The sequence below is a fragment of the Lentzea albida genome (assembly GCF_900111005.1).
GTDB classification, from domain to species: domain Bacteria; phylum Actinomycetota; class Actinomycetes; order Mycobacteriales; family Pseudonocardiaceae; genus Lentzea; species Lentzea albida.
Genome location: NZ_FOFV01000006.1, coordinates 294,888 through 317,238, shown reverse-complemented (window position 1 = coordinate 317,238; position 22,351 = coordinate 294,888). Strand labels below are relative to the sequence as shown.

23 protein-coding genes and 1 riboswitch are annotated in these 22,351 nt (G+C 70.5%); of the genes, 13 read left to right on the top strand and 10 right to left on the bottom strand.

Annotated features, from left to right (window positions below; genetic code table 11):
* Nucleotides 1-37 precede the first annotated feature (37 nt).
* On the bottom strand, nt 38-748 hold the full coding sequence (locus BMY74_RS18370) for a cytochrome P450 family protein (RefSeq protein WP_143091610.1): 711 nt from the start codon (nt 746-748) through the stop codon (nt 38-40).
* An 85-nt stretch (nt 749-833) separates the two neighbouring features.
* On the opposite strand from BMY74_RS18370, the gene BMY74_RS18365 reads away from it, so the two are divergent.
* The gene (locus BMY74_RS18365; RefSeq protein WP_089917739.1) at nt 834-1,631 is read left to right on the top strand and encodes an SAM-dependent methyltransferase; all 798 of its coding nucleotides are present in this window, start codon (nt 834-836) and stop codon (nt 1,629-1,631) included.
* On the opposite strand, the gene srmL is transcribed toward BMY74_RS18365, so the two are convergent.
* Both srmL and BMY74_RS46655 read right to left on the bottom strand, forming a co-directional pair.
* A complete protein-coding gene (srmL, locus tag BMY74_RS18360; protein ID WP_089917472.1) occupies nt 1,604-2,632 on the bottom strand; it encodes a PheS-related mystery ligase SrmL in 1,029 nt (342 codons plus the stop codon). The genes BMY74_RS18365 and srmL overlap by 28 nt on opposite strands.
* Before the next feature lie 123 nt (nt 2,633-2,755).
* Nucleotides 2,756-4,636, bottom strand: coding sequence for a patatin-like phospholipase family protein (locus BMY74_RS46655; RefSeq protein ID WP_089917471.1), 1,881 nt, complete (start codon nt 4,634-4,636; stop codon nt 2,756-2,758).
* A gap of 6 nt (nt 4,637-4,642) precedes the next feature.
* On the opposite strand from BMY74_RS46655, the gene BMY74_RS18350 reads away from it, so the two are divergent.
* Entirely contained in the window at nt 4,643-5,302 is a 660-nt protein-coding gene (locus tag BMY74_RS18350) for a hypothetical protein (RefSeq protein WP_143091609.1), read from the top strand.
* On the opposite strand, the gene BMY74_RS18345 is transcribed toward BMY74_RS18350, so the two are convergent.
* Genes BMY74_RS18345 through BMY74_RS18330 form a run of 4 tightly spaced genes read right to left on the bottom strand, consistent with a single transcriptional unit; the run spans nt 5,295 to nt 9,256 of the window.
* Complete coding sequence (locus BMY74_RS18345) at nt 5,295-5,822, bottom strand: AAA family ATPase (RefSeq protein WP_089917467.1); 528 nt, start codon at nt 5,820-5,822, stop codon at nt 5,295-5,297. The two genes, BMY74_RS18350 and BMY74_RS18345, sit on opposite strands and share 8 nt — an antisense overlap.
* Nucleotides 5,819-6,454: a CatB-related O-acetyltransferase gene (locus BMY74_RS18340; protein WP_089917465.1), complete on the bottom strand. Its 636-nt coding sequence runs from the start codon at nt 6,452-6,454 to the stop codon at nt 5,819-5,821. The genes BMY74_RS18345 and BMY74_RS18340 overlap by 4 nt, the downstream gene beginning before the upstream one ends.
* On the bottom strand, nt 6,451-8,325 hold the full coding sequence (locus tag BMY74_RS18335) for an ABC transporter ATP-binding protein (RefSeq protein WP_089917463.1): 1,875 nt from the start codon (nt 8,323-8,325) through the stop codon (nt 6,451-6,453). The genes BMY74_RS18340 and BMY74_RS18335 overlap by 4 nt, the downstream gene beginning before the upstream one ends.
* Nucleotides 8,326-8,359: 34 nt before the next feature.
* On the bottom strand, nt 8,360-9,256 hold the full coding sequence (locus BMY74_RS18330; RefSeq protein ID WP_245786205.1) for an alpha/beta hydrolase: 897 nt from the start codon (nt 9,254-9,256) through the stop codon (nt 8,360-8,362).
* Nucleotides 9,257-9,326: 70 nt separating this feature from the next.
* Here BMY74_RS18330 and BMY74_RS18325 point away from each other — a divergent pair, with 70 nt between their 5' ends.
* The 4 genes from BMY74_RS18325 to BMY74_RS18310 are packed head-to-tail and all read left to right on the top strand — an operon-like array spanning nt 9,327 to nt 12,842.
* Entirely contained in the window at nt 9,327-10,349 is a 1,023-nt protein-coding gene (locus BMY74_RS18325; RefSeq protein WP_089917461.1) for a M48 family metallopeptidase, read from the top strand.
* A gap of 15 nt (nt 10,350-10,364) precedes the next feature.
* Nucleotides 10,365-11,144 (top strand): S1 family peptidase, encoded by a 780-nt coding sequence (locus BMY74_RS18320; protein WP_089917460.1) that lies wholly within the window; start codon nt 10,365-10,367, stop codon nt 11,142-11,144.
* Nucleotides 11,145-11,166: 22 nt separating this feature from the next.
* Nucleotides 11,167-11,922, top strand: coding sequence for a S1 family serine peptidase (locus BMY74_RS18315; protein WP_089917458.1), 756 nt, complete (start codon nt 11,167-11,169; stop codon nt 11,920-11,922).
* 11 nt (nt 11,923-11,933) lie between these two features.
* A complete protein-coding gene (locus tag BMY74_RS18310; protein ID WP_143091608.1) occupies nt 11,934-12,842 on the top strand; it encodes a hypothetical protein in 909 nt (302 codons plus the stop codon).
* Here BMY74_RS18310 and BMY74_RS18305 read toward each other — a convergent pair whose 3' ends face one another.
* On the bottom strand, nt 12,843-13,451 hold the full coding sequence (locus BMY74_RS18305; RefSeq protein WP_089917454.1) for a LysE family translocator: 609 nt from the start codon (nt 13,449-13,451) through the stop codon (nt 12,843-12,845).
* A 148-nt stretch (nt 13,452-13,599) separates the two neighbouring features.
* Between BMY74_RS18305 and BMY74_RS18300 the strand changes: the two genes are divergently transcribed.
* Together BMY74_RS18300 and BMY74_RS18295 are read left to right on the top strand one after the other, a co-directional pair.
* Entirely contained in the window at nt 13,600-14,334 is a 735-nt protein-coding gene (locus BMY74_RS18300; protein ID WP_218159660.1) for a serine protease, read from the top strand.
* Between the two features lie 13 nt (nt 14,335-14,347).
* A complete protein-coding gene (locus BMY74_RS18295; protein WP_089917450.1) occupies nt 14,348-14,806 on the top strand; it encodes a GNAT family N-acetyltransferase in 459 nt (152 codons plus the stop codon).
* Here the strand turns inward: BMY74_RS18295 and BMY74_RS18290 are convergent.
* Nucleotides 14,760-15,953 carry an 8-amino-7-oxononanoate synthase gene (locus BMY74_RS18290; RefSeq protein ID WP_089917735.1) on the bottom strand — a complete coding sequence of 398 codons (1,194 nt, stop codon included), beginning with the start codon at nt 15,951-15,953 and terminating at the stop codon, nt 14,760-14,762. The genes BMY74_RS18295 and BMY74_RS18290 overlap by 47 nt on opposite strands.
* 43 nt (nt 15,954-15,996) lie before the next feature.
* On the opposite strand from BMY74_RS18290, the gene BMY74_RS18285 reads away from it, so the two are divergent.
* A complete protein-coding gene (locus BMY74_RS18285) occupies nt 15,997-17,058 on the top strand; it encodes a cytochrome P450 family protein (protein WP_218159659.1) in 1,062 nt (353 codons plus the stop codon).
* Here BMY74_RS18285 and BMY74_RS18280 read toward each other — a convergent pair.
* Nucleotides 17,042-17,875 (bottom strand): quinone oxidoreductase family protein, encoded by an 834-nt coding sequence (locus BMY74_RS18280; protein WP_089917448.1) that lies wholly within the window; start codon nt 17,873-17,875, stop codon nt 17,042-17,044. The two genes, BMY74_RS18285 and BMY74_RS18280, sit on opposite strands and share 17 nt — an antisense overlap.
* Before the next feature lie 80 nt (nt 17,876-17,955).
* On the opposite strand from BMY74_RS18280, the gene BMY74_RS45755 reads away from it, so the two are divergent.
* The 4 genes from BMY74_RS45755 (at nt 17,956) to cobO (ending at nt 22,284) form a co-directional block, all read left to right on the top strand.
* Entirely contained in the window at nt 17,956-18,462 is a 507-nt protein-coding gene (locus BMY74_RS45755; RefSeq protein ID WP_245786204.1) for a helix-turn-helix domain-containing protein, read from the top strand.
* 7 nt (nt 18,463-18,469) lie between these two features.
* Nucleotides 18,470-19,432, top strand: coding sequence for a threonine aldolase family protein (locus tag BMY74_RS18270; protein WP_218159658.1), 963 nt, complete (start codon nt 18,470-18,472; stop codon nt 19,430-19,432).
* 28 nt (nt 19,433-19,460) lie between these two features.
* Nucleotides 19,461-19,591, top strand: a riboswitch (cobalamin riboswitch).
* A gap of 35 nt (nt 19,592-19,626) precedes the next feature.
* Nucleotides 19,627-21,531, top strand: a complete 1,905-nt coding sequence (locus BMY74_RS18265) for a putative cobaltochelatase (RefSeq protein WP_089917444.1) — start codon at nt 19,627-19,629, stop codon at nt 21,529-21,531.
* Nucleotides 21,532-21,669: 138 nt separating this feature from the next.
* A complete protein-coding gene (cobO, locus tag BMY74_RS18260) occupies nt 21,670-22,284 on the top strand; it encodes a cob(I)yrinic acid a,c-diamide adenosyltransferase (protein ID WP_089917442.1) in 615 nt (204 codons plus the stop codon).
* The last annotated feature ends 67 nt before the right edge of the window (nt 22,285-22,351 follow it).

Below are 22,351 nucleotides of genomic sequence, written 5' to 3'. Positions count from 1 at the left end.
ACTGGAGTCTGCCGGTGTTCCCCTGGCGTGTTCGCTGTCAGCGAGCAACCGCCCTCAGGCGTTTGACCAGCGCGATCTCGCCGGTCACGCGGGCGAGCGCCGTGCTCGTGGGGCACGCCGACAGCACGCCCACGGGCTTGCGCCGCAGGTCGAGGCGGTCGCCGCCGGGAAATCTCACCGAGCACCGGTTGGCGGCCGCGACGAGCGGCACGAGCACCTCACCCGCTTCGACCGTACGCCCGCTCAGCACGACGGGGACGGGCGTCCGGCGGGCGGGAGCGACGGGGATCGGGGTGTCGAACCGCAGCAACTCCTCGACCGCGTCCCTGGTGGTGCTCGGGTCGGTCCTGAGCAGCGTCGCCTGATCGGGGTGTTCTTGGAGCGCGGCCAAGGCGTTGGTGAGGAACGCCCGCGTCGTCTCCAAGGCCGTCGCGGCGAACGCCTCCACGCCGTGCGCGAGCGTGAACGCCTCGGCCGCCGTGGCCGCGAGCGAGTGCGCGAACGTGACGTCGTCGGCGTCGAGCAGTTCGAGGGTGGCGAGCGTGATCACCGGCCGGGTGAGCTTGAGCGCGTGCGTGATAGCCCGTTTGGGTAATGGCTGCGGGGCACCGGAATCGAGGTCGAGCACTCTCAGTACGTCGTCGTAACGGGTGATGCACCAGCCACCGATATCGGCGTCGAAGTGCACCGGCGAGCGTTCCCTGAGGAGGCGGAATCGCGCGTGGCGTTCAGCGGTGCTGGAATGCATGTCCTCTCACACGTGTCCGAATCGGTCCCGGTTCGGTTGTGTGGCGGTGGACACCCGTGTGGCGACGACGGAGGATGCGCACGTGATGGAAGAGCTGAAGTGGGTCCCGTCCACCGTCGACGTCACGCGCCCGAGCGTGGCGCGGATGTACGACTACTACCTCGGCGGCTCGCACAACTTCGAGGCCGACCGCGCCGCCGCCAAGCAGGTGGAACAGATCTTCCCCGGCGTCGCCCAGAGCGCGCAGGCGAACCGCTCCTTCCTGCGCAGGGCCGTCCGCCACCTGATGGACCAGGGCGTCGACCAGTTCCTGGACCTGGGCTCCGGCATCCCGACCGTGGGCAACGTCCACGAGATCGCCCAGCACGACAACCCGGACGCGCGCGTCGTCTACGTCGACTTCGAGCCCGTCGCCGTCTCCCACAGCAACGCCCTGCTGGCCGACAACCCGAACGCGACCGCGATCCTCGCGGACCTGCGCGCGACCTCGGCGGTCCTCGCCGGCGCCCGCGAGACGCTCGACTTCTCCCGCCCCGTCGGCGTCCTGATCATCGCCGCGCTGCACTTCATCCAGGACACCGACAGCCCGTACGAGGCCGTCGCCGAGTACATGTCGGTGCTGCCCTCCGGCTCGTACCTGGCCATCACGCACGCCACCTGGGACACCCTCAACGACGAGGAACGCGCCGAGGCCGAGCAGATCGCGAAGATCTACAGCAGCTCGGACAACAAGCTCAAGATGCGCACGCACGCCGAGGTCACCGAGTTCTTCGACGGCATGGACCTGCTGGAGCCGGGCGTGGTCGCGGTGAACGACTGGCGCCCGGACTCCTTCGACGAGGCCCACGTCGGCATCTACGGCGCGGTCGCCCGCAAGCCCTGAAGCAGCCTGTCCCTGATCTCGTTGGTCTCGCGGTCGGTGAGGGTGCGCTCCGGCGCCCTCATCGTCACGCGGATCAGCACGTTCTTCTGACCGGGCAACGCGTTCAGCCGTTCTCGGACGTGTGCCGGCAACTGTTCGGTGTGCGTCTCGCCGAGGATCTCGATCTCCTCGACGACGTCCTCGGGCACCAGTTCGCGGATGCGGTCGCCCAGCGTCTCGGCGTCCTCGCCGACGTCCGCCATGATCGAGATGTCCCTGATCGCGGCCGGGTGCCTCGAGATCGGCCGGTACGGCGTGAGGTCGAGCATCTGGGCGGCGATCCGCGGGTCCTCGTTGCGCAACAGCCGGATGTCCGGGATCCCCTTGCGCAGCATCAGGATCCGGTCCAGCCCGAGTCCCATCGCGAGGCCGTGCGGGTGGTGCCTGAGCACGTGCCGCGCGGCCCGTCCGCACTCACCGACCTCGACCCACTGCCCGTCGTGCTCGACGTCGATCTGCCTGCCGTGCGTGGTGTACGGGTGGTCGGCATCCGTTGTGCGGTAACGCTTCCCGGGTAGAAGGGTCGTAACGACCCGGTGGATGAGGTCGTCGAGCGGTTCCTCGTGCTCGCTGATGCGCCAGACGTCGAGCTGGTGCGGCGTGCCGGTGTGCAGGCGGTCGACCGCGTCGCGGCGGTAGACCAGGCCGGGACAGACGAGCGTGACGTCCGGCTTCGCGTGTTTCAGCGCGGGCGGGATCATCGCCGAGGTGTGGCTGCGCAGCATGCAGGTCTCGCTGACGTACCGGGTGTAGCGGGCGTCCCGGGTGATCGCGTCCGGCGGGTAGCCCAGGTGTTCGTAGTTGTGCTCGACCGGCACGAGCGGGTGGTGGCGGACTTCCAGCGGGGCGTCGAGCACCGCTGTCAGGTCGGCGATCAGCAGCTGCAGCGCGTGCGGGCCCTGCGCGGGATCGGTGAGGTCGCGGACGTTCAGGGCGTGCACGAGTTCTTCGGTGCGGTACATGGGGTTCCCGTTTCGCTTGGTCCGGTGGGTGCGGAGTCCCCCGACCAACGGGAAGTTTCAGGCGCGCGCCACCCACGCAGGTCGGGGGTGGCTAAATCGCGTCACGGCACCAGGTTAGCGCGCCTACTCGGGTGGCGTCAGCCGCAAATCCGGGTCGACCGGCGGCACCCCGTCGAACGGCCCGTCGTCCTTCAACCGCCCGACGTGGTCCAGCGCGACCTCGATCTCCGCGCGGAACGGGTCGCCGTCGGCAGGGGGAGTGCGGAACCACTCGTGCAGCTCGGCGGGGATCTCGAACCGCGCGAGCAGCTCGTCGTACAGCGCGTCGCGGTCGGCGGCCTGCACACCGAGCGCCTGGTACTCGCGCAGGGCCATGCGCAGGCGGATCCAGCGGTAGCGGTCGGTGTTGCGCTGCTGCACGAACCGCTCGCGCAACAGGTCGCCCGCCTTCTGCCCGCGCAGCGCCAGCCGCTTGATCGTCTCCGGCGGCATGAAGAGGTTCGAGCCGCCCTCGTCGCCGCTCTGCCGCACGTGCGCGATGCGGCCGCGGTAGCCGGGGAGCGCGGACTGCATGGTGTCGCGCCAGTCCAGGAAGGTGTTCAGGATGGACACCACGAAGCCCGGCGCGGAGTTCAGGGCCGCGTAGGGCGTGCCGGACGTGGACGCGTCCTGCTCCGGCAGCCAGACCTCGTCCGTGTCGCCGTTCGGGTAGGGCTGCAGGCTCAGGCCGAACGTGGGCCAGCGCGGCAGCAGCGTGTCGAAGAAGTGGATCGGGAAGTTGCTGGTGATGCCCCCGTCGGAGAACCAGTGCACGCGCCCGTCCCGGCACAGCGGCACGGCGGCGAACAGGCCGGGGAACGACAGCGACATCCGCACGGCGAGGACGACGGGCAGCTGTTCGCGGGGAGGCAGCGCGCGCAACGGCATGTGCTCGTGCAGCGGGCACTTGCCCGAGGTCCTGGCGCCGTTCATCTGCTCGACGACCCTGCGGGGCAGCACGTACCCGAGGCACTCCTCGCAGTACTGCCACTCCTCCTTGAACGGCAACCGGTACGGCCGCCCCTCCGACAGGTCGGTCGTCATCAGCACGAGGTTGATGTCACCGAGGTCGCCGAACGTCAACGCCTCCGAGGTGCCCGCGATGTCGTCGAGCTGGTCGGCGATCCAGTCGGCGAGCGGCGGCACCCCCGTCGACTTCGGCACGCCCGAGAGCCGGTCGAGCCACGACGGCCGGTAGTCACCGGTGCCGGGCACGAGTCCGAAGTGGATGGACCGCGCGTGGTCCTTGAGGAACCGCTGCATCGCGTACCCGTACGTCACGAACAGCGCGCTGACCGCCGCCAGTGACAGCACCAGCCACACCAGCAGCACGACCGCCGCCGTCGCGTGGTGGCGGGAGAACGCCAGCCCGAGCACGAGCGGCACGACCGCGAAGACCCAGGCGGGCCAGGGCAGACTTGACCGCAACGGCCACAGCACGATCACCACGCACGCCAGCGCCACCACGGTGACCACCACCGCGAGCCACCCCGGATACGCCGACGGCGCGAGCCACGCCGAGTACAGCACGGGCCCGCCCAGCCACAGCAACGCCATCAGCGCGAGCACCGACTTCGCCCGCCACCCGACCGCACCCAGCAACGCGAAGAACAGGCACGTGATCGCGCTCCGCCCGGTCGTCTCCCGCTTCTGCATGGAGGCGATGACGATGCGGTACAGCGCCCGCGTCTTCTCGGCGGGCTGGAACAGCTGCGCCATCCGCCACCGCTCCGCGCCCGACCCGGAGGTGAACCAGTCGATCAGCCCGGCCAGCTTCTCGAAGCCACCGGACGCACGCCCTCTCTCGGCCGCCGCGGTGAACCCCGCCGCGATGGCCCCCGCCGACGCGCCGCCGATCTGCCGGAACTCGTAGTGGCGGGCCAGCGAGGCGACCGCTAGGGGGTACACGACCCCGCTGGTGGTGCCGCCGCGCATGGTCAGGTCGCAGTAGCGGTCGTACTCCATGTGCTCATGATCGCGCGGTCGGCGCCAAGCGTCGGTGAAGTTCACCCGGACGCCGGTCAGGAGATCAGGTGCCTGCTCGGATGGAGGCATGACCGCGTACGACGTCGCCGCAACCTGCCCGGCATCCCGGAGTTGCGCGCGCTGTGCCGTGCGTTCGCCGCACTGGACGTCCTGCTGGATCCCGACGGCGTGGAGCGGCACCACTCCTACAGCACCACTTGGGCACCCGGCGAGGAGCTGGCGTCCATGCGAGACGGTTCTGGCAACGAGTACGACATCGTGTTCACGGCCGCAGGTGCGTATGTGCGCGGGTTCGACCACGAGTCGCCGATGAGCCCGTACGCCACGGACGACGACGAGCCGTGGCCCGGCGTGCTCGATTCCGTGCCCGAGGCGTTCCGGGCGTTCGTGGACGAGCCGGCTTTCGCCGACGAGTTCGACATGCCGGTCTCGACCGTGTGCCTGTGGCGCGAGCACGGTGACACGGCGTGGCGGCACGGTGAGATCGACTTCCCCACCGAGGGGGACGACGGGGCCGACTGGATGTTCGCCCTGCTGACCGACGGCACGCCCGAGGCATACCAGAAGTGGGCCCAGGACCACTACGAGACGCCGGTCGACCTCGCCGTCGTGCGGCGCGTCTTCGCCGAGCACTCGGTCACGTGACCGGCGACCGCTCCACCACCAGCCACCACGAGATCACGTCCTGGGCCACCTCGGTCACCGGCTGTTCGGCCGGCACCACGTAGTCCTCGACCCACGAGGACGCGTACAGCTGCTCCAGCTCCTCGGCGCGCTCGACGTGCCACCTCAGGTCGGCCTCGCCGTGGTGCCGCCGCGCGAGCCGCTCGCGGATCACCGGCAGGTCGGCCTTCAGCCGGCAGACGTTGAGCCTGCCTCCGATCACCGACGCGTAGCGCGCACGGTCCTCGCGGCTCTCCACCACGCCGGCCAGCACGATCCGCTGCACGCCCGCCTCGACGTAGTTGCGCACCACGGCTTCCAGGTTGCGCAGCTGCAGTTCGAAGTGGAACGGGTCGTCGGCAGGCGGCGGCCAGCACGCCGACAGCCAGTCGAGGTCGATCACCGCGTGCGGCACCCCGGCCCCGGCGAGGCGGTCGCCGACGGCTTCGGCCACCGCCGTCTTGCCCACCCCGACCGGACCCGTGATCAGCAGCGCCTTCACGGGGCGACCGCGGCGAGCTCCGCCGGCGTGCCCGCCATGATCACGCGCACGTGCTCGGTCACCTTCTCCACCGGCCAGTCCCACCACGCGACGCGTTCCAGCGTCTCGACGTCCTCGTCGCTGTAGCGCTTCTTGAGCAACGAAGCCGGATTGCCGCCGACGATGCCGTACGCCGGCACGTCCGACACCACCACGGACCCGGCGGCGATGATCGCGCCGTTGCCGATCCGCACGCCCGGCATGATCAACGCCTGGTACCCGATCCAGACGTCGTTGCCCACCACCGTGTCTCCCCGCGAAGGCGCTCCCAGCGCGATGTCGAGCGTCTTCTCGCCCCAGACGCCGCCGAAGATCGTGAACGGGAACGTCGACACGCCCGCCATGCTGTGGTTGGCGCCGGACATGATGAACCGCACGCCTTCCGCCAGTGCGCAGTAACGGCCGATGATGAGTTTCTCGTTGCCGAAGTTGTAGAGGACGTTGCGCTGTTCGAACTCCTCGGCGTGGTGCGGGTCGTCGTAGTAGGTGTACTCACCGATCTCGATCTGGGGGTTCTTCACCAACGGCCTCAAAAGCACCGTGCGCGCGTAGTCCGGCAACGGGTAGAGGTTGTCGGGAGACGGGATGGTCACGGCGCTCCGATCGGTTCTTCGCTGAACTGAGTGCGGTACAGCTTGGCGTAGTGGCCTTCCTTCGCCAGCAGAGTTTCATGCGTACCACGTTCGACGACCTGCCCGTGGTCGACGACGAGGATCTGGTCGGCGGCGCGGATGGTCGACAGCCGGTGCGCGATCACCAGCGACGTGCGGCCCGCCAGCGCCTCGACCAGCGCCTCCTGCACCGCGGCCTCCGAACGCGAGTCCAGGTGCGCGGTCGCCTCGTCCAGGATCACGACGCGCGGCTTGGCCAGCAGCAGCCGGGCGATGGTGAGCCGCTGCCGTTCTCCGCCGGAAAGGCGGTAGCCGCGCTCGCCCACCACGGTGTCGAGCTGGTCGGGCAGCGACGACACCAGGTCCGCCAGCCTGGCGCGGGTCAGCGCGTCCCAGATCTCCTCGTCGGTCGCGGCGGGGGCGGCGAGGCGCAGGTTCGCGCCGATCGACTCGTGGAACAGGTGGCCGTCCTGCGTCACCATGCCGACGGTCTCGCGGATCGAGTCGAACGACAGGTCGCGAACGTCCACACCGGACAGTCGAACCGTCCCGGAGTCCGCGTCGTACAGGCGGGGCACCAGCGAGGCGATGGTCGACTTGCCCGCACCGGACGCGCCCACCAGTGCGATCAGCGAACCGGGTTCGGCGGTGAACGACACCCCGCCCAGGATCTCCTCGCCGCCCCGCGTGTCGAGCGACGCCACCTCCTCCAGCGACGCCAGCGAGACCTTGTCCGCGGACGGGTAGGCGAACCTCACGTCCGAGAACTCGACCGACACCGGTCCGTCGGGAACGGCGACGGGCTCCGGCTTCTCCTTGATCAACGGCGGCAGGTCCAGCACCTCGAAGACCCGCTCGAACGACACCAGCGCCGTCATCACGTCCACCCGTGCGCCGGCCAACGCCGTCAACGGTGCGTAAAGCCGCGTCAGCAGCAGCGCCAGCGTCACGATCGTGCCCGGTGCCATCTCCCCGGCGAACACGAAGTACCCGCCCAGCCCGTAGACCAGAGCCAGCGCCAACGAGGACACCAGCGTCAACGCCACGAGGAACAACCACTGCGCCACAGCCGTCCGCACGCCGATGTCACGCACGCGCCGAGCGCGCGCACCGAACTCCGCGCTCTCCAAAGCCGGACGGCCGAACAGCTTGATCAGCGTCGCACCGGGCGCGGAGAACCGCTCGGTCATCTGCGTCGTCATCGCCGAGTCGAGGTTGGCGGCCTCGCGGTGCATCGACGCCAGGCGCTTGCCCATCCTCCGCGCCGGGATCAGGAAGATCGGCAGCAGCACCATGGCGAGCACCGTGACCTGCCACGACAGCGTCAGCATCACGACGAGCGTCAGAACCAGCGCGATCACGTTCGTGACGACACCGGAGATCGTCTCGGAGAACGCCCGCTGCGCCGCGATCACGTCGTTGTTCAGCCGCGACACCAGCGCTCCGGTGCGCGTGCGGGTGAAGAACGCGATCGGCATCCGCTGCACGTGGTCGAAGACGGCCTGGCGCAGCCGCAGGATGAGGTCTTCGCCGACCCTCGACGACTGCCACCGCTCGGCCAGCGAGAACCCGGCCTCCAGCACCGCGACGCCGGCGATCGCCAGCGCGAGCCACACCACGAGCCCGAAGTCGCGGCCGGCGATGATCGTGTCGACGACCCGCCCGGCCAGCACCGGGGACGCCACCGCGAGCACCGCGGCGAACGACGAGATGGCCAGCAGCCCGTACACGGCACGCCGCTGCGGGCGCGCGAACCGGGCGACACGCTTCAACGTCGCCCGGCTCACCCGACGGCTCTTTTCGTCCTGCATCGCGCTTTCGAGCGCGTACCAGGCGTTGAAGTCGATGTTCATGACGACCAGTCTCGAACCTCGACCTACAGAGAGGTCAAGCCGTTTTCAGGAACTCGTCGACCTCGGCGAGGGCCGCCGCACGCACCGGCTCAGGCGACAGGAACAGGTCGTGCATCCCGGCCTTGATCTCCACGACCTTGACCGATGATCCGATCTTCGGACCCCACTTCCGCATGCCCTCGACGTCGAGCACGGCGTCCGCTTTGGACACGTCCTCGCTCCACTCCTTGGCGTTCAACATGCTCTTGTCGGAGTGCAGCACGAGCACCGGCACCCGCACGTCGAGTCCCTTGTGGACCTTCTCCTGGGCGATGAGCACCGCCCGGATCCAGCCCGCCAGCACCGGGAAACCGGCCAGCGGCTTCCACTTCAGGTCGAAGTCCCACTCGCCGTTGCGCGAGTTGTGGATCGCCGACCCGTAGGCGTCACCGAGGTTCGCGCGGATCTTCACGTTCGGCACCAGCCTGCCGAGCACCTTCACGATCTGACGCACGACCGGCGGTTCGACGACGTCGAGCCACGGGCTGTTGAGCACCAATGCATCGATCAAGTCGCTGGAGCGGCGCTCGTGCGCCCACAACGACGTCGTGAGCCCGCCCGTCGAGTGCCCCATGAGCACCACGCGCGAGTGCTCTTCGCGGATGACGGCGATCGCCGCGTCGATCTCCTCGAAGTACACGGCCATGTCCGCCGTGTAGTTCGGCACCTCGCCGTCGCGCAGCGAGCGACCGTATCCGCGCAGGTCTACGGCGTAGAAGTCGTAGCCCTGGGCGGTGTAGTGCTCGGCCACGTGCTCCTGGAAGAAGTAGTCCGCGAAACCGTGCACGTAGAGGATCGCGCCGCGGTCGTTGGCCGCGGCCCGACGGCGGACCAGGGTCGCTGAGGCGCCGCCGCGCAGGGGCAGAACCGTGGTGTCTTCGTCGCTGCTCACCGGGCAAGTTTGCAACGGTCCGCAGCCGATTCCGTGCACCCTTGTCCGGATCGTGTCTAACCTGGATGGTGTGACGGGGGATATTGAGCAGTCATCGAGGGTGCGGTTCCCGGGCATCAGCCCGCGCGCCTATGAACACCCTGCCGACCGAGGCGCCCTCGCGGTGCTGAGGGCGGTGCCCGCCGTGGCACCGATCCTCAAGGCGGTCGCCGGAGCCTTCACCGAACGCGGGGAGCGCCTGCTTCAGGTCGCGTCCTCCGTCCGGGTCGGTCCCAAGCAGTACCCGCAGCTCGACCGCATCCGCAACGAGGTGGCGGCGACGTTCGACCTCGCCGAGGTGCCCGAGCTCTTCGTCGAGCGCAACGCGCAGGCGTACGGCTACACCTACGGCATCGACAAGCCGTTCATCGTGATCAGCACCGGCGCGGTCGACCTGCTCGACAACGAGTCGCTGCGCTTCCTGATCGGTCACGAGATGGGCCACGCGATGTCGGGCCACGCGCTCTACAACACGCTGCTGCGCCGGCTCGTCGACCTGACGACGTCGTTCGCGTGGGTGCCCGCCGGTGCCATCGCGATGCGCGCGGTCATCGCCGCGCTGCGCGAGTGGCAGCGCAAGACCGAGCTGTCCTGCGACCGAGCGGGCCTGCTGGCCTGCCAGGACCCGCAGGCCGCGCTGCGCACGCACCTCGCGCTGGCGGGCGACCTGGGCGGCAACGTCGACATCGCGTCGTTCCTCGCCCAGGCGAAGGAGTACGAGGAGGTCGAGGACATCCGCGACAGCCTCCTCAAGCTGCTGCACACCGAGCACCGCACGCACCCGCTGGTCGTGGTGCGGGCCGCCGAGCTGCAGCGCTGGTCGGCGAGCGAGGAGTACCGCGAGATCCTGACCGGCACGTACGCGCGCCGCAAGGACGACCGGCCGACGAGCAACCTCACCGACGACATCAAGGGCGCCGCCCGGTCGTACCGGGAGACCATGAACAACTCCGCCGACCCGCTGATCAAGACGATCAACGACATCGGCGAGTCGGTCATGGGCGCGGCGGGCAAGCTGTGGAGCAAGGTTGCTCCGAACGGCCCAGCGGAGTAGCTACCATCTGGAGTCATGAGACGACTCCTGGTGTTGGTTCTCTCCGCTCTGCTGGTGTCCTCAACGGGCGTCGCCGCCGCCGACGAGCAGGTCGTCGGCGGCGAGCGCGCCTCCATCGAAGCCAATCCGTGGGTCGTCCACCTCCTCGACGACCGCGGCACCCAGTTCTGCGGCGGCACGCTCGTCGCACCCCAGAAGGTGCTGACCGCGGCCCACTGCGCGACCGGCCGCGCGGCCAGGGACGTGCAGGTCGTCGCCGGTCGCGAGGACAAGCAGGACCGCCAGGCCGGGGTGGTGGCCGCGGTCACCGACATCTGGATCCACCGGCAGTACGTCTCGGCGGACCAGGGCGAGGACGTCGCGGTGCTGACGCTGCGCAAGTCGCTGTCGTACCCGCCGCTGCCGTTCGCCGAGCCGACCGACCAGGCGCTCTACGAGCCCGGCACGGAACTGCGCGCGCTCGGCTGGGGCCGGACCTCCGAGAACGGCAGGACGTCCCGCTACCTCATGCAGGCCACCGTGCCCGTGCTGCCCGACGACTACTGCCTCGACACCTACCCGCACTTCCTGAAGGAGGACATGTTCTGCGCGGGCTACGACGCGGGCAAGGTCGACACGTGCCAGGGCGACTCGGGCGGCCCGGTCGTGGCCGGCGGCAAGCTCGTCGGCGTCACGTCGTGGGGCGAGGGGTGCGCGCGCAGGGGCAAGCCCGGCGTGTACGTCCGGATCTCCCGCTACGCCAAGGACCTTCACCCGGTCGTGGATGCTTCGCCGCCTGCGGTTGTCGAGCCGTAGCCACCCGCGTACCTGTGAGCCCATGCGACTGCTGACGGCGGTTCTGGCTCTCCTCGTGATCACGGTGACCCCGGCTCACGCAGGGCCCAGGATCGTCGGCGGCGTCGTGGTGGACAGCGCCGGGGAGGCGCCGTGGGTGGTGGCGCTGACGACGTCGTCGGGTGCCCAGTTCTGCGGCGGCGCGCTCCTCGGCCCGGGGCAGGTGGTCACGGCGGCGCACTGCGTCCACGGCCGCGAGCCCGGCTCGATCACCGTCGTCGGTGGGCGGCTCGACCTGCGCACCGGCGACGGCTCCACCTCCGTCGCCACGTCGTACCGGCTGGTCGACGGCTACTCGACCCCCTCGCGCGGCAAGGACGTCGCGCTGCTGGCGCTCGCCGAGCCGATGCCGTACCGGTCGTTGCCGGTGGCCGGGCCGAACGCGTACATGTCCGGCACCGTGGGCGTCGTGTACGGCTGGGGACGTCAGGCGGAGGGCGACGCGGACAAGAGTCCGCAGTTGCACAAGGCGCAGGTCCCGATCTGGGCGGACGGGCAGTGCGCCGCGACCTACGCGCGCTACGACGCCGAGGCCATGTTCTGCGCGGGATATCCCGACGGCGGCATCGACGCGTGCGTCGACGACTCAGGCGGACCGTTCGTGGTCGACGGCCGGTTGGTCGGCCTCGTGTCGTGGGGCGTCGGCTGCGCACGTCCGAACGCGCCCGGCGTCTACACGCGCGTGGCGACCTATCTGAGCGGTGTGCAACCTGAGATGGGATCAGCCGTGGTTCCGTAGCCTGCAGGGGCATGAGTGGAAGATCATCGGGTGTTGTCGCCGCCGTCCTGGCCGCGCTCACCCTGGGGGCCATGACCACCGTTCCCGCGAGCGCCGAGCCCGCCGGGAACCCGATCGTCGAGCTCAAGAGCGTCGCCCGCGACCAGTGCATGACGCGCGGCACGGTGGATCCGTTCGAGATCGAACTGGCCGACTGCACCGGCGCGGCGCCTCAGCGCTGGGAGAAGGTCGGTCTGCCGAACGGTCAGTTCTTCCTGCGCAACGTCGCCGACCGGTGGTGTGCGACCGGGGAGTGGCTCGTCACCAAGGTCTGCGACGAGGCGGACCGGCTGCAGCGCTGGGAGCTCGTCACCGACGCATCAGGTGCGACGAAGCTGAAGCTGGACACGGTGGGGTACACCTACGTCGACACGTCCTGGTACGGCGAGTACTTCTTCAAGCTCATCACTCAGGAGCCGCAGGACAGCGACCACCAGCGGTGGGTCGTGACCGAGGTCGGCCGGACCACGCCGCTGCCGGACACCACCGGGGCGTCGATCACTCTGGAGAACTCCCGGTGGTGGGCGGTCGAGAAGACCGACAACTGCGCCGTCGGCACCGGGATGGGTGTGTGCCCGGGATCGCCGTTCCAGCGGATCGAACTGGGCGGTGGGCTCGTCCAACTCAAGGTGGGCGAGCACTGCCTGCGTCCGAAGCCGGGGACGACGGCGGTGGAGTTCGTCGACCTGGCAGGGGACTGCGCGGCAGCCGACCCGGGACAGCAGTGGCAGGTGGAGGGGCCCGACGTGTTCGGTGGTCACCTGCTCCGCAACGTGGCCACGGGCAAGTACCTCACGCCCGGCACCTCCCTGTGCCTGTACGAGAAGGGCGCCTTCTCCGGCGGCCCCCAGTTGCAGAGGTGGTACCTCCACCGGGCGTGATCAGAGGACCAGCCCGACCGACATGGTGAGGAAGACGGCCGCGCACACCGCGTCCAGCGCGGTCGTCACACCGGGTCGCTTCAGCTTCCCGGCCACCCGCGACGCCGCCAGCACGATCATCAGCTCCCACACCGCCGCCAGCCCGAGGAACACGACGGCGAGCATCGCGAGCTGCGGTGCCGGTTCACCCGATCCGATGAACTGCGGCAGGAACGCCAGCGAGAACAGGATCATCTTCGGGTTCGTGATGTTGGTCAGGAAGCCCTGCCGGAACGGGCGCGCGCTCATGACCTCCTCCGGCTCGCCGCCGGAGTGCCTGATCAGCCCTCGCGTGATGGAAACCGCCAGGTAGAGCAGGTAGGCGGCGCCGATCCAGCGCAGGGCCGTGAGCACCATCGGATACCGCGCCAGCACCACTCCGAGGCCCGAGATCACCAGTGCGACCTGGAGCGCCGCGGCCGAGTGGATGCCCCCGAGCGCGAGCAGTCCGGCGCGGGTGCCCGACCGCAGTGACGTGCGCAGGAGCAGGAACGCGTCCACGCCGGGGGTCACGATGACGACCGCGCACGCGATGAGGAAGGCCGGAACCTGGCCGAAGTCGAACAACACCGTACATACCCCCGTGACCTACACCACTGACCGCAAAATCTTCGGCCTGATGGGACGTTAACACAAGAATCTCCGGTTTTGACGTCGTCCTAGCGCGATCGCTACCGTTGGTGACCGATCGTCCACCTGGCGCAACGAGGAGTGGTCCGTGAGGGGTAAGCGGTGTGCCGTGCTGATCGCGGTGATCGCGCTGGTCAGCGGTACTTCGACCGCCGATGCGATCGTCGGGGGGACACCCGCGCGGGTGGCGGACACCCCGTGGGTTGTGGCGATCACCACCACGGACGGTCAGCTGGTCTGCGGTGGCGCGCTCGTGGCGGCGGACAAGGTCATGACGGCCGCGCACTGCGTGACGCTGAAGGGCGTGCTCGGCAAGAACCAGCGCCCCGCCGAGCAACTGCGCGTGGTCGCGGGTCGCACGGACCTGCGCGACAAGGCCGAGGGCGTCGAGGCCGCTGTCTCGGGCGTGTGGCGGCACCCCGAGTACGTCGAGGTCACCAAGGGCGACGACGTGGCGGTGCTCACGCTCGCGCGCCCGGTGCCGTACCGGACGATCGGGCTCGGCGAGCCCGGTGCCGACGGCGTGGTGCTCGGCTGGGGCCGCACCGCCGAGAACGCCCCGCCGGCGATGACGCTGCGCAAGGTGACGGTGCCGATCCTGTCCGACCAGGAGTGCCTGCTCAAGGAGCCGGACTACCGGCCGGGCGCGATGCTGTGCGCCGGGCGGGGCGGCCGGGACGCCTGCACGGGCGACTCGGGCGGGCCGCTCGTGGTCCGCGGACGGCTCGCGGGCGTGGTGTCGTTCGGCCGCGGCTGCGCTCGCGCGGACGAGCCCGGTGTGTACACGCGACTCGCGAACTACCGGCAGACGCTGGGCTTCTGATATCCACGGTCACGTGCGAACCACACAGTTTCCCGCCACCCTGCGCCGCCAGTGGGGGCTCGACCTGAGCCCCGCCCAGCTCTACGCGATCCTGCGGCTGCGGCAGGACGTCTTCGTCGTCGAGCAGAACTGCATCTACGCCGACGTGGACGGCCGCGACCTGGAGCAGGGCACCCGGCACTTCTGGCTGGAGGCCGAGGGATCACACGATCCGCTCGCGTACCTGCGGTTGCTCGAGGACCCGGACGGCACGTTCCGCATCGGCCGCGTCGTCACCGCGCGCATGGCCCGCGGCCGCGGGTACAGCCGCCGGCTCGTGCAGGCCGCGCTCGTGGACATCGGCAGCGCGCCGTCCGTGCTCGACGCGCAGACGTACGTCGCCGACTTCTACGCCTCGTTCGGGTTCGTGCCCGAGGGCGACGAGTTCATCGAGGACGGGATCCCACACCTGCGGATGCGGCGCTCTCCCTGATCACGCGCACCGCGCGCTCGATGTCGGCCTCGGTCAGATCGGCGCGCGCGGTGAGCCGCAGCCTGCTGATCCCGTCCGGCACCGACGGCGGCCGGAAGCAGCCGACGACCACCCCGCTCGTGCGGCAGGTCTCGGCCCACCGGAACGCCTCCTCGGGACCCGGTGCCCGCACGCTCACGACGGCCGCGGTCGGCGTGCTGACCTGGAACCCGGCCTCCTTGAGGCGGTTGCTCAGGTCGTGCGCCACGGTCAGCGCCCGCTCGGGGCGGTCCGGTTCCTCGCGCAGGATCCTGATGGCCGCGAGGGCCGCCGCCGCGCTGCTCGGCGCGAGGCCCGTGTCGAAGATGAACGGCCGCGCGGTGTCGATCAAGTGCTTGATCACCCGGCTCGGGCCGAGGACGGCACCGCCCATGGCGCCCAGCGACTTGCTCAGCGTCAGCGTGGTGATCACGTCGGGCTGCTTGATGAGACCGGCCTCGGCCACCGCGCCGCGGCCGCCCGGCCCGACGACGCCGAGTCCGTGCGCGTCGTCGACCACCAGCGCGGAGCCGTTGGCGCGGCAGACCTCGTGCAGTTCGTTGAGCGGTGCGATGTCACCGTCCACGCTGAACACCGAGTCCGTGACGACGATCGCGCGCCGCTTGCCCCGCGTCTCCAGCGCGTGCTTCACCTTGCTCACGTCGCAGTGGTCCGCGACGACGACGTCGGCCTTCGACAGGCGCGTGCCGTCGATCAGCGACGCGTGGATGTGCTGGTCCGCGACGATCGCCGTGCCGGGTCCCGTCAGCGCCGTGACCGCGCCCAGGTTCGCCATGTACCCGCTGCTGAACACCAGCGCCGACTGCGAGCCGCAGAAGTTCGCGAGCTCGAACTCCAGCTCGGCGTGCAGCTCCGTCGAGCCCGTGACCAGGCGCGATCCCGTGGACCCCGCGCCCCACTTCAGCGTGGCGGCGGCCGCGGCGCCCGCGACCCGCTTGTCCTTGGCGAGGCCCAGGTAGTCGTTGCTCGCGAGGTCGAGGTCCGTCGAGTCCGCCGTGCGCGGTCGCACGCGCCTGGTCAGACCGGCCTTGGCCCGCGCTTCAGAACGGACGTCGATCCAGTCGAACGTCGACTCACCGCCGCTGGAACTCGCCTCAGTTGTGCTCACGGTCACCGACCGAGTCTCCCATCCGCCCGCTAGCGTGCCGCTCGTGGACCTGTTCACCTTCACGCGCGCCGAACTCACCTCGCCGGTGCAGGTCGTCGGCGGTCGGTGGGTGGTCTCGGACCACGACGACGTGCGCGCCGTGCTGGCCGATCCGGTCACCTACCTGCCCGACAACGCGCTGACCGCCGTCACACCCGTCGCGCCCTCGGCGTTGCGTGCCCTGGTCCGCGCCCGGTTCTCACTGCCGCCGACGCTCGCGAACAACGGGTCGTCGTCGCACGCCGGCCTGCGGCGCCTGGTCGCGTCGTTCTTCACGCCGGCCCGAGTCGCCGCTGCGGAGCCTCGCATCCGCGCGCTCGTCGCGGAACGCCTGGGTGGCACGGATCTCGTGCGCGACCTGGCCTGGGACCTGCCGGCGATCGTGCTGATGGAGCTCCTCGGGCTGGAGAACGTCGACATCCCGACGCTGAAGCGGTGGAGCACCGGCTCGCTCGAGTTCTTCTGGGGCGACGTCACCCGCGAACGGCAGATGGAGTTGGTCGACGACGTCGGCGACTTCCACCAGTGGCTGGTCAAGCGCTACCACGCACGCGACGGCGAGCTGTTCTGCGCGCTGGCCGACGCCGGTGTGTCCGCCGAGGACTCCGCCGGTCTCTGCTACTTCCTGCTGATCGCGGGCCAGGAGACGACGACGCAGCTGTTGTCCACGGCGTTGCGGCGTGCATTGCAGGACCGCGCGTTGTGGGCCCGGCTGCCGGAGCCCGGCGTGGCCGAGTCGTTCGTCGAGGACGTGCTGCGGACCGAGACGCCCGTGGTGACGTGGCGGCGGCTCACCGCGCGTGAGGTCGTGCTGTCCGGTGTGCGCGTTCCGGCCGGTGCGGAGCTCGTGTTGTTGTTGAGCGGCAAGGAAACCGATCCGCGTCACCTGGCGTTCGGGTACGGCCGGCACTTCTGCCTCGGCGCCGGTCTGGCGCGGCTGGAGGCCGCCGTGACGTTGCGGACCGTGGCCACGCACGAGCCGTCGTTGCACCTGACGGGCCCTGATCCGGAATGGCTCCAGCTGCTGTCGTTCCGCGCGCCCCGGTCCGTCACGGTCGCGCGATGAGCTTGCCGCGCGTGGTGCGGGCTTCGAGCGCCCGGTGCGCCTCGGCGATCTCGTCGAACCGGTAGACGTCGCCCAGCACGGGTTCGAGGCCCAGCTCCAGCACCTCCTGAGGGGTCGTTCCACGGGGGAGGCCCATGACCGCGACGCCCTTGCGGAAGATGTCGCTCGCCGTGACGTCCAACGGCTCGCCGCTCGCGTACCCGAACACGACCATCCTGCCGACACCGTCCCTGAGCAGCTCGAACGCGCGCCTGCCGGTCGCGCCGCCGATCGACTCGAAGACGACGTCGACCGGGTCGAGCCCGTCCCAGTCGTAGCCGATCCCGCCCTTGCTGGACGCCGCGAGCACGGTCGCGCCCGCCTGTTCCGCGAGCTGGACCAGGAGGCTGCCGACACCGCCGCTCGCCGCCTCGACCAGCACCCGGTCACCGGGCCGGATCCGCGCCGCCTCGGCCGCCGCGACCGCCGTGGTGCCCTGCAGGAGCAGGGCGAGGGCCTGGTGGTCGCTCACGCCGTCAGACACGTCGATCGGGTTCTCGACGACGGCCTTCGTGGCGTAGGCGCCATCGCGCGGTACGCCCATGACCCGGCGGCCATCACCTGTGATGCCCACGACTTCCGAGCCGAGCGTGGCGGGAAGACTCGGCCCCGGATACCACGGGAAGAGCTCCCTGCCCTTGCCGCGTCGGATGACCGTCTCGCCGTAGTTGAGGCCGATCGCGGTGACGTCGACGAGCGTCTCGCCGACCGGATCGGGCACCTCCTCGACGGTGAGCACCTCGGGCCCGCCGAACTCGTGGAACCGGACTGCCTTCACTGCGCCTCCTCGACAAGCGGACCGTCGGTCCGGTTGGTAATATACGGACCGACGGTCCGCTTGTGTCAAGGGAGAGTTCGTTGGAACGCGCCGATGCCGCCCGCAACCGGGCCGCGATCCTGGCCGCCGCCACCCGGTTGATCAGCTCCCGCGGCATCGAGGCCGTGTCCGTGGAGGACGTGGCCCTGGAGGCCGGTGTGGGCAAGGGCACGGTGTTCCGCCGCTTCGGTGACAAGGCCGGTCTGGTCAGGGCCGTGGTGGACTCCACCGCTGCCTCGTGGATCCAGACGGCGTCGCTGGAGTGCCGCACCGCAGGCGAGTTCGCGGGCACGCTGTTCGACCACGTGCTGGCATCGTTGCCGCTGGTCATCGCTGTGGAACGGACGACGGTCCGCAGCTGCGAGGGCAACTTCCGGATCACCGTGGAGCGGCTGGCGAGGCTGGTCGGCTCGACCTTCAAGGCGCACACCGTCCTCGCCGTCCTCCGGGGCGAGCACATCGAGTTCCTGCTGGCCCAGGGCATGACGGCGGACGAGATCCGCGCGGGGGTCATTTCGCTCGCGGAGACGCTCGCCGCTGAGGTTTGATGCGGGGGTGTTGAACCGTCAGCTGTCCGGAGTCCGCAAGAAGACGTTGCTGGAGGCGCTCGGCCCCGTGCCGGACGTCGACCCCGACCGCTACGGCGAAGGCGGCCCGGTGGGCGCGCTGGAGACGCGGGTCGCACACCTGCTCGGCACCGAGGCGGCGTTGTTCGTGCCGACCGGCACCATGGCGCAGCAGATCGCCCTCAAGTGCTGGGCCGACCGCACGCACAACCCGATCGTCGCGATGCACCCGCAGGCACACCCCCTGCACCACGAGGACGACGCGCTGACCGTGCTGTCCGGCCTGCGCCCGATCAAGCTGCGCACCTCGGACATCGGGTCGTGCCCCGAGCCGTACGGGACGCTGCTGCTGGAGGTGCCCGACCGCGAGGCCGGGTTCGTGCTGCCGTCCTGGGACCAGCTCGTGTCGTGGGTGGACCTCGCGCGGGAACGGGACGCCGTCGTGCACCTCGACGGCGCGCGGCTGTGGGAGAGCACGTACGGCCTCGGCAAGCCGCTGCCCGAGATCGCGGGCCTGTTCGACTCGGTCTACGTGTCGTTCTACAAGTCGCTTGAGGGCATCTCCGGCGCGGCCCTGGCCGGCACCCAGGACTTCGTCGACCAGGCACGGGTGTGGCGGCACCGCTACGGCGGCATGCTGTTCCAGCAGTGGCCGGCGGCGTTGTCCGCGCTGCACGGCCTGGACACGGTGCTGCCCAGGCTCGGCACGTACGTCGAGCACGCCAAGGTCGTGGCCGCCGCCATGGACCTGCCGGAACCGCACACCCACCAGTTCGCGCTGCACCTGCCGGGCGACCCGGCGCGGCTCAAGGAGCTGAGCGGGGAGTTCCTCGGCGGGTTCTGGCAGGACGGGCCGCTCGCCAAGACCGAGGTGACCGTGGCCGGGCCCGCGCTGGAGTGGACGGCGGACGAGGTGCGCGAGGCGTGGGCCGAGTTCCGGGGGCTGATCTAGCGACGTCGCTCACCTGGCTGTTGGACCCGGTGGTCGGAAATGCGACGATGCCGGGGCTGTGAGGGGAGTGCGAGGAAGCCGGTGTGACTCCGGCGCCGTCCCGCGACTGTGACCGGCCCGTGCCGGGAGTCAGGAACTCGTCCCCCTCTTCCACCTGGCCGCGGGCGTGGACACCCGAGGAAGGACTTCGCTGCATGTACCCCTTTTCGGCTGTCGTCGGACACGACGACCTCCGGCTCGCCCTGCTGTTGAACGCGGTGCACCCCGGCATCGGCGGTGTGCTCGTCCGCGGCGAGAAGGGGACCGCGAAGTCGACCATCGTGCGCGCCCTCGCCGCGCTGCTGCCCGAGCTCGAGGTCTCCCAGCACTGCCGTTTCGGCTGCGTGCCGGGCACGACCGACTGCCCCGACGCGCCCCACGAGGGCGTCGAACGGCGTCCCGCCCGGCTCGTGGAGCTGCCCGTCGGCGCCACCGAGGACCGGCTCGTCGGGTCGCTCGACCTGGAGAAGGCGCTGACCGAGGGCAGGCGGGCGTTCCAGCCGGGTCTGCTGGCCGCGGCGCACCGGGGCGTGCTCTACGTCGACGAGGTCAACCTGCTGCACGACCACCTGGTCGACCTGCTGCTCGACGCCGCCGCGATGGGACGCGCGCACGTCGAGCGCGAGGGCGTCTCGGTGTCGCACCCGTCGCAGTTCCTGCTGGTCGGCACCATGAACCCGGAGGAGGGCGAGCTGCGGCCGCAGCTGCTCGACCGGTTCGGGCTGACCGTGACGGTGAAGGCGGCGCGGGACGTGGCCGTGCGCACCGAGGTCATCCGCCGCCGGCTCGCCTACGAGGCGGACCCCGTGGCGTTCGCCGCCCGGTGGGCCGACGCGGACGCGCACCTCAAGCAGCAGATCACCGACGCGCGCGCCCGGCTGGCCGGAGTGTCCCTCCCGGACGGTGAGCTGCGCCGGATCGCCGCGGTCTGCGCGGCTTTCGAGGTCGACGGCATGCGCGCGGACCTGGTCGTCGCCCGTGCCGCCACGGCCCACGCGGCGTGGCGCGGAGCCACCGAGGTCGAGGAGACCGACGTCGAGACCGCCGTCCGGCTCGCCCTGCCGCACCGGCGCCGCCGCGACCCGTTCGACGAGCCCGGCATCGAGGAGCAGCAGCTCGAGGACGCGATGAAGCAGGCCGCCGAGCACGCCTCCGAACCCGACGAGGGCCCCGACGACGACGGTCCCGGTGGCGGCGAGCTGCCCGAACCGCAGGACGGCCCGAAGGGCGGCGGCAACGCGCCTCAGGACCGTCCAGCGCCGGAACCCGCACCCGCGTTCAAGGCGCGGCTGCTGGAGGTGCCCGGAGTCGGCGAAGGCGCGCCCGGCAAGCGTTCCCGCGCCCGTGCCCGCACCGGCCGGGTCGTCCGTTCGTCCACAGTGGACGGCAATGGACTGCACCTCGTCGACACGCTCACGAACGCCGCACCGCACCAGGCCGCGCGCGGACGCAGCGGTCCCGGTCTGCTGCTCACCGCCGCCGACCTGCGCAAGGCCGTGCGGGAGGGCAAGGAGTCGAACCTCGTCCTGTTCGTCGTCGACGCCTCCGGCTCGATGGCGGCGCAGAAGCGGATGTCGGCCGTCAGCGGCGCCGTGATCTCGTTGCTGCGCGACGCCTACCAGCGCCGGGACAAGGTCGGTGTGGTGACGTTCCGCGGGCAGACCGCCGAGGTCGCCCTGCCCCCGACCACGTCCGTCGACGCGGCGGCGACGCGCCTGAAGAAGATGCGCACCGGCGGACGCACGCCGTTGGCGGACGGTCTGCTGAAGGCCCACCGCGTCCTGGAGATCGAGCGGTTGCGCGACCCGCGCAAGCGGCCTCTGGTGGTGCTGCTGACCGACGGGCGCGCCACGTCGTCCGGTCTGGGCGGCGACCCGACCAAGGACGCGCTGAAGGCCGCGGGTCTGCTGGAGCAGACCGCCGTCGTGGTCGTCGACTGCGAACAGGGCCACGTCCGCCTCGGCCTCGCGCAGAAGGTCGCCGAGGCGTTGCAGGGCACCTGCGTCCGGCTCGACCAGCTGTCCGCCGACCACCTCGCCGGCGTCGTCCGGGCAGCGTGAGTTCGCGCTGGTCGTCCGGTCGCCCCTTCGTCGGGATTCGGCGAAGCCCGATCACGGCGAAGCGGCGGCCGGACGACCAGCTCCCCGGCGAACTCACCGGAGTCTGCGGAGCAGCGACCAACGAGCAAGGAGACCGCGATGCCTCAAGGACAACCCACCGAGGTCCCGAAGGACGGCCTGACCACCCGCCAGCGCCGCAACCGGCCGTTGCTGATGCTGCACACCGGCGAGATGAAGGGGAAGTCGACGTCGGCGTTCGGCCTGGCGCTGCGCGGCTGGAACCAGGGCTGGGACATCGGCGTGTTCCAGTTCGTGAAGTCCGCCAAGTGGAAGGTCGGCGAGGAGTCGGCGTTCAAGGCGCTCGGCCGCCTGCACGACGAGACCGGCGAGGGCGGCGCCGTCGAGTGGCACAAGATGGGCGAGGGCTGGTCCTGGACCCGCAAGCAGGGCACCGAGGACGACCACGCCTCGGCCGCGCGCGAGGGCTGGGCGGAGATCGCCCGACGCATCGGCTCCGAACGCCACGGCCTCTACGTGCTGGACGAGTTCACGTACCCGCTGCACTGGGGCTGGATCGACGTGGACGAGGTGGTCGACGTGCTGGCGAACCGGCCCGGCCACCAGCACGTCGTGATCACCGGGCGGTACGCGCCGCAGAGGTTGGTCGACGCGGCGGACCTCGTGGTGGAGATGACCAAGGTCAAGCACCCGATGGACGCCGGGCAGAAGGGCCAGCGGGGGATCGAGTGGTGAGCAGGCTGACGCCCGCCGGGCGGCGGGCACGCCGGCTGTCCACCGGCGTCCACCAGCGCCACCGGAG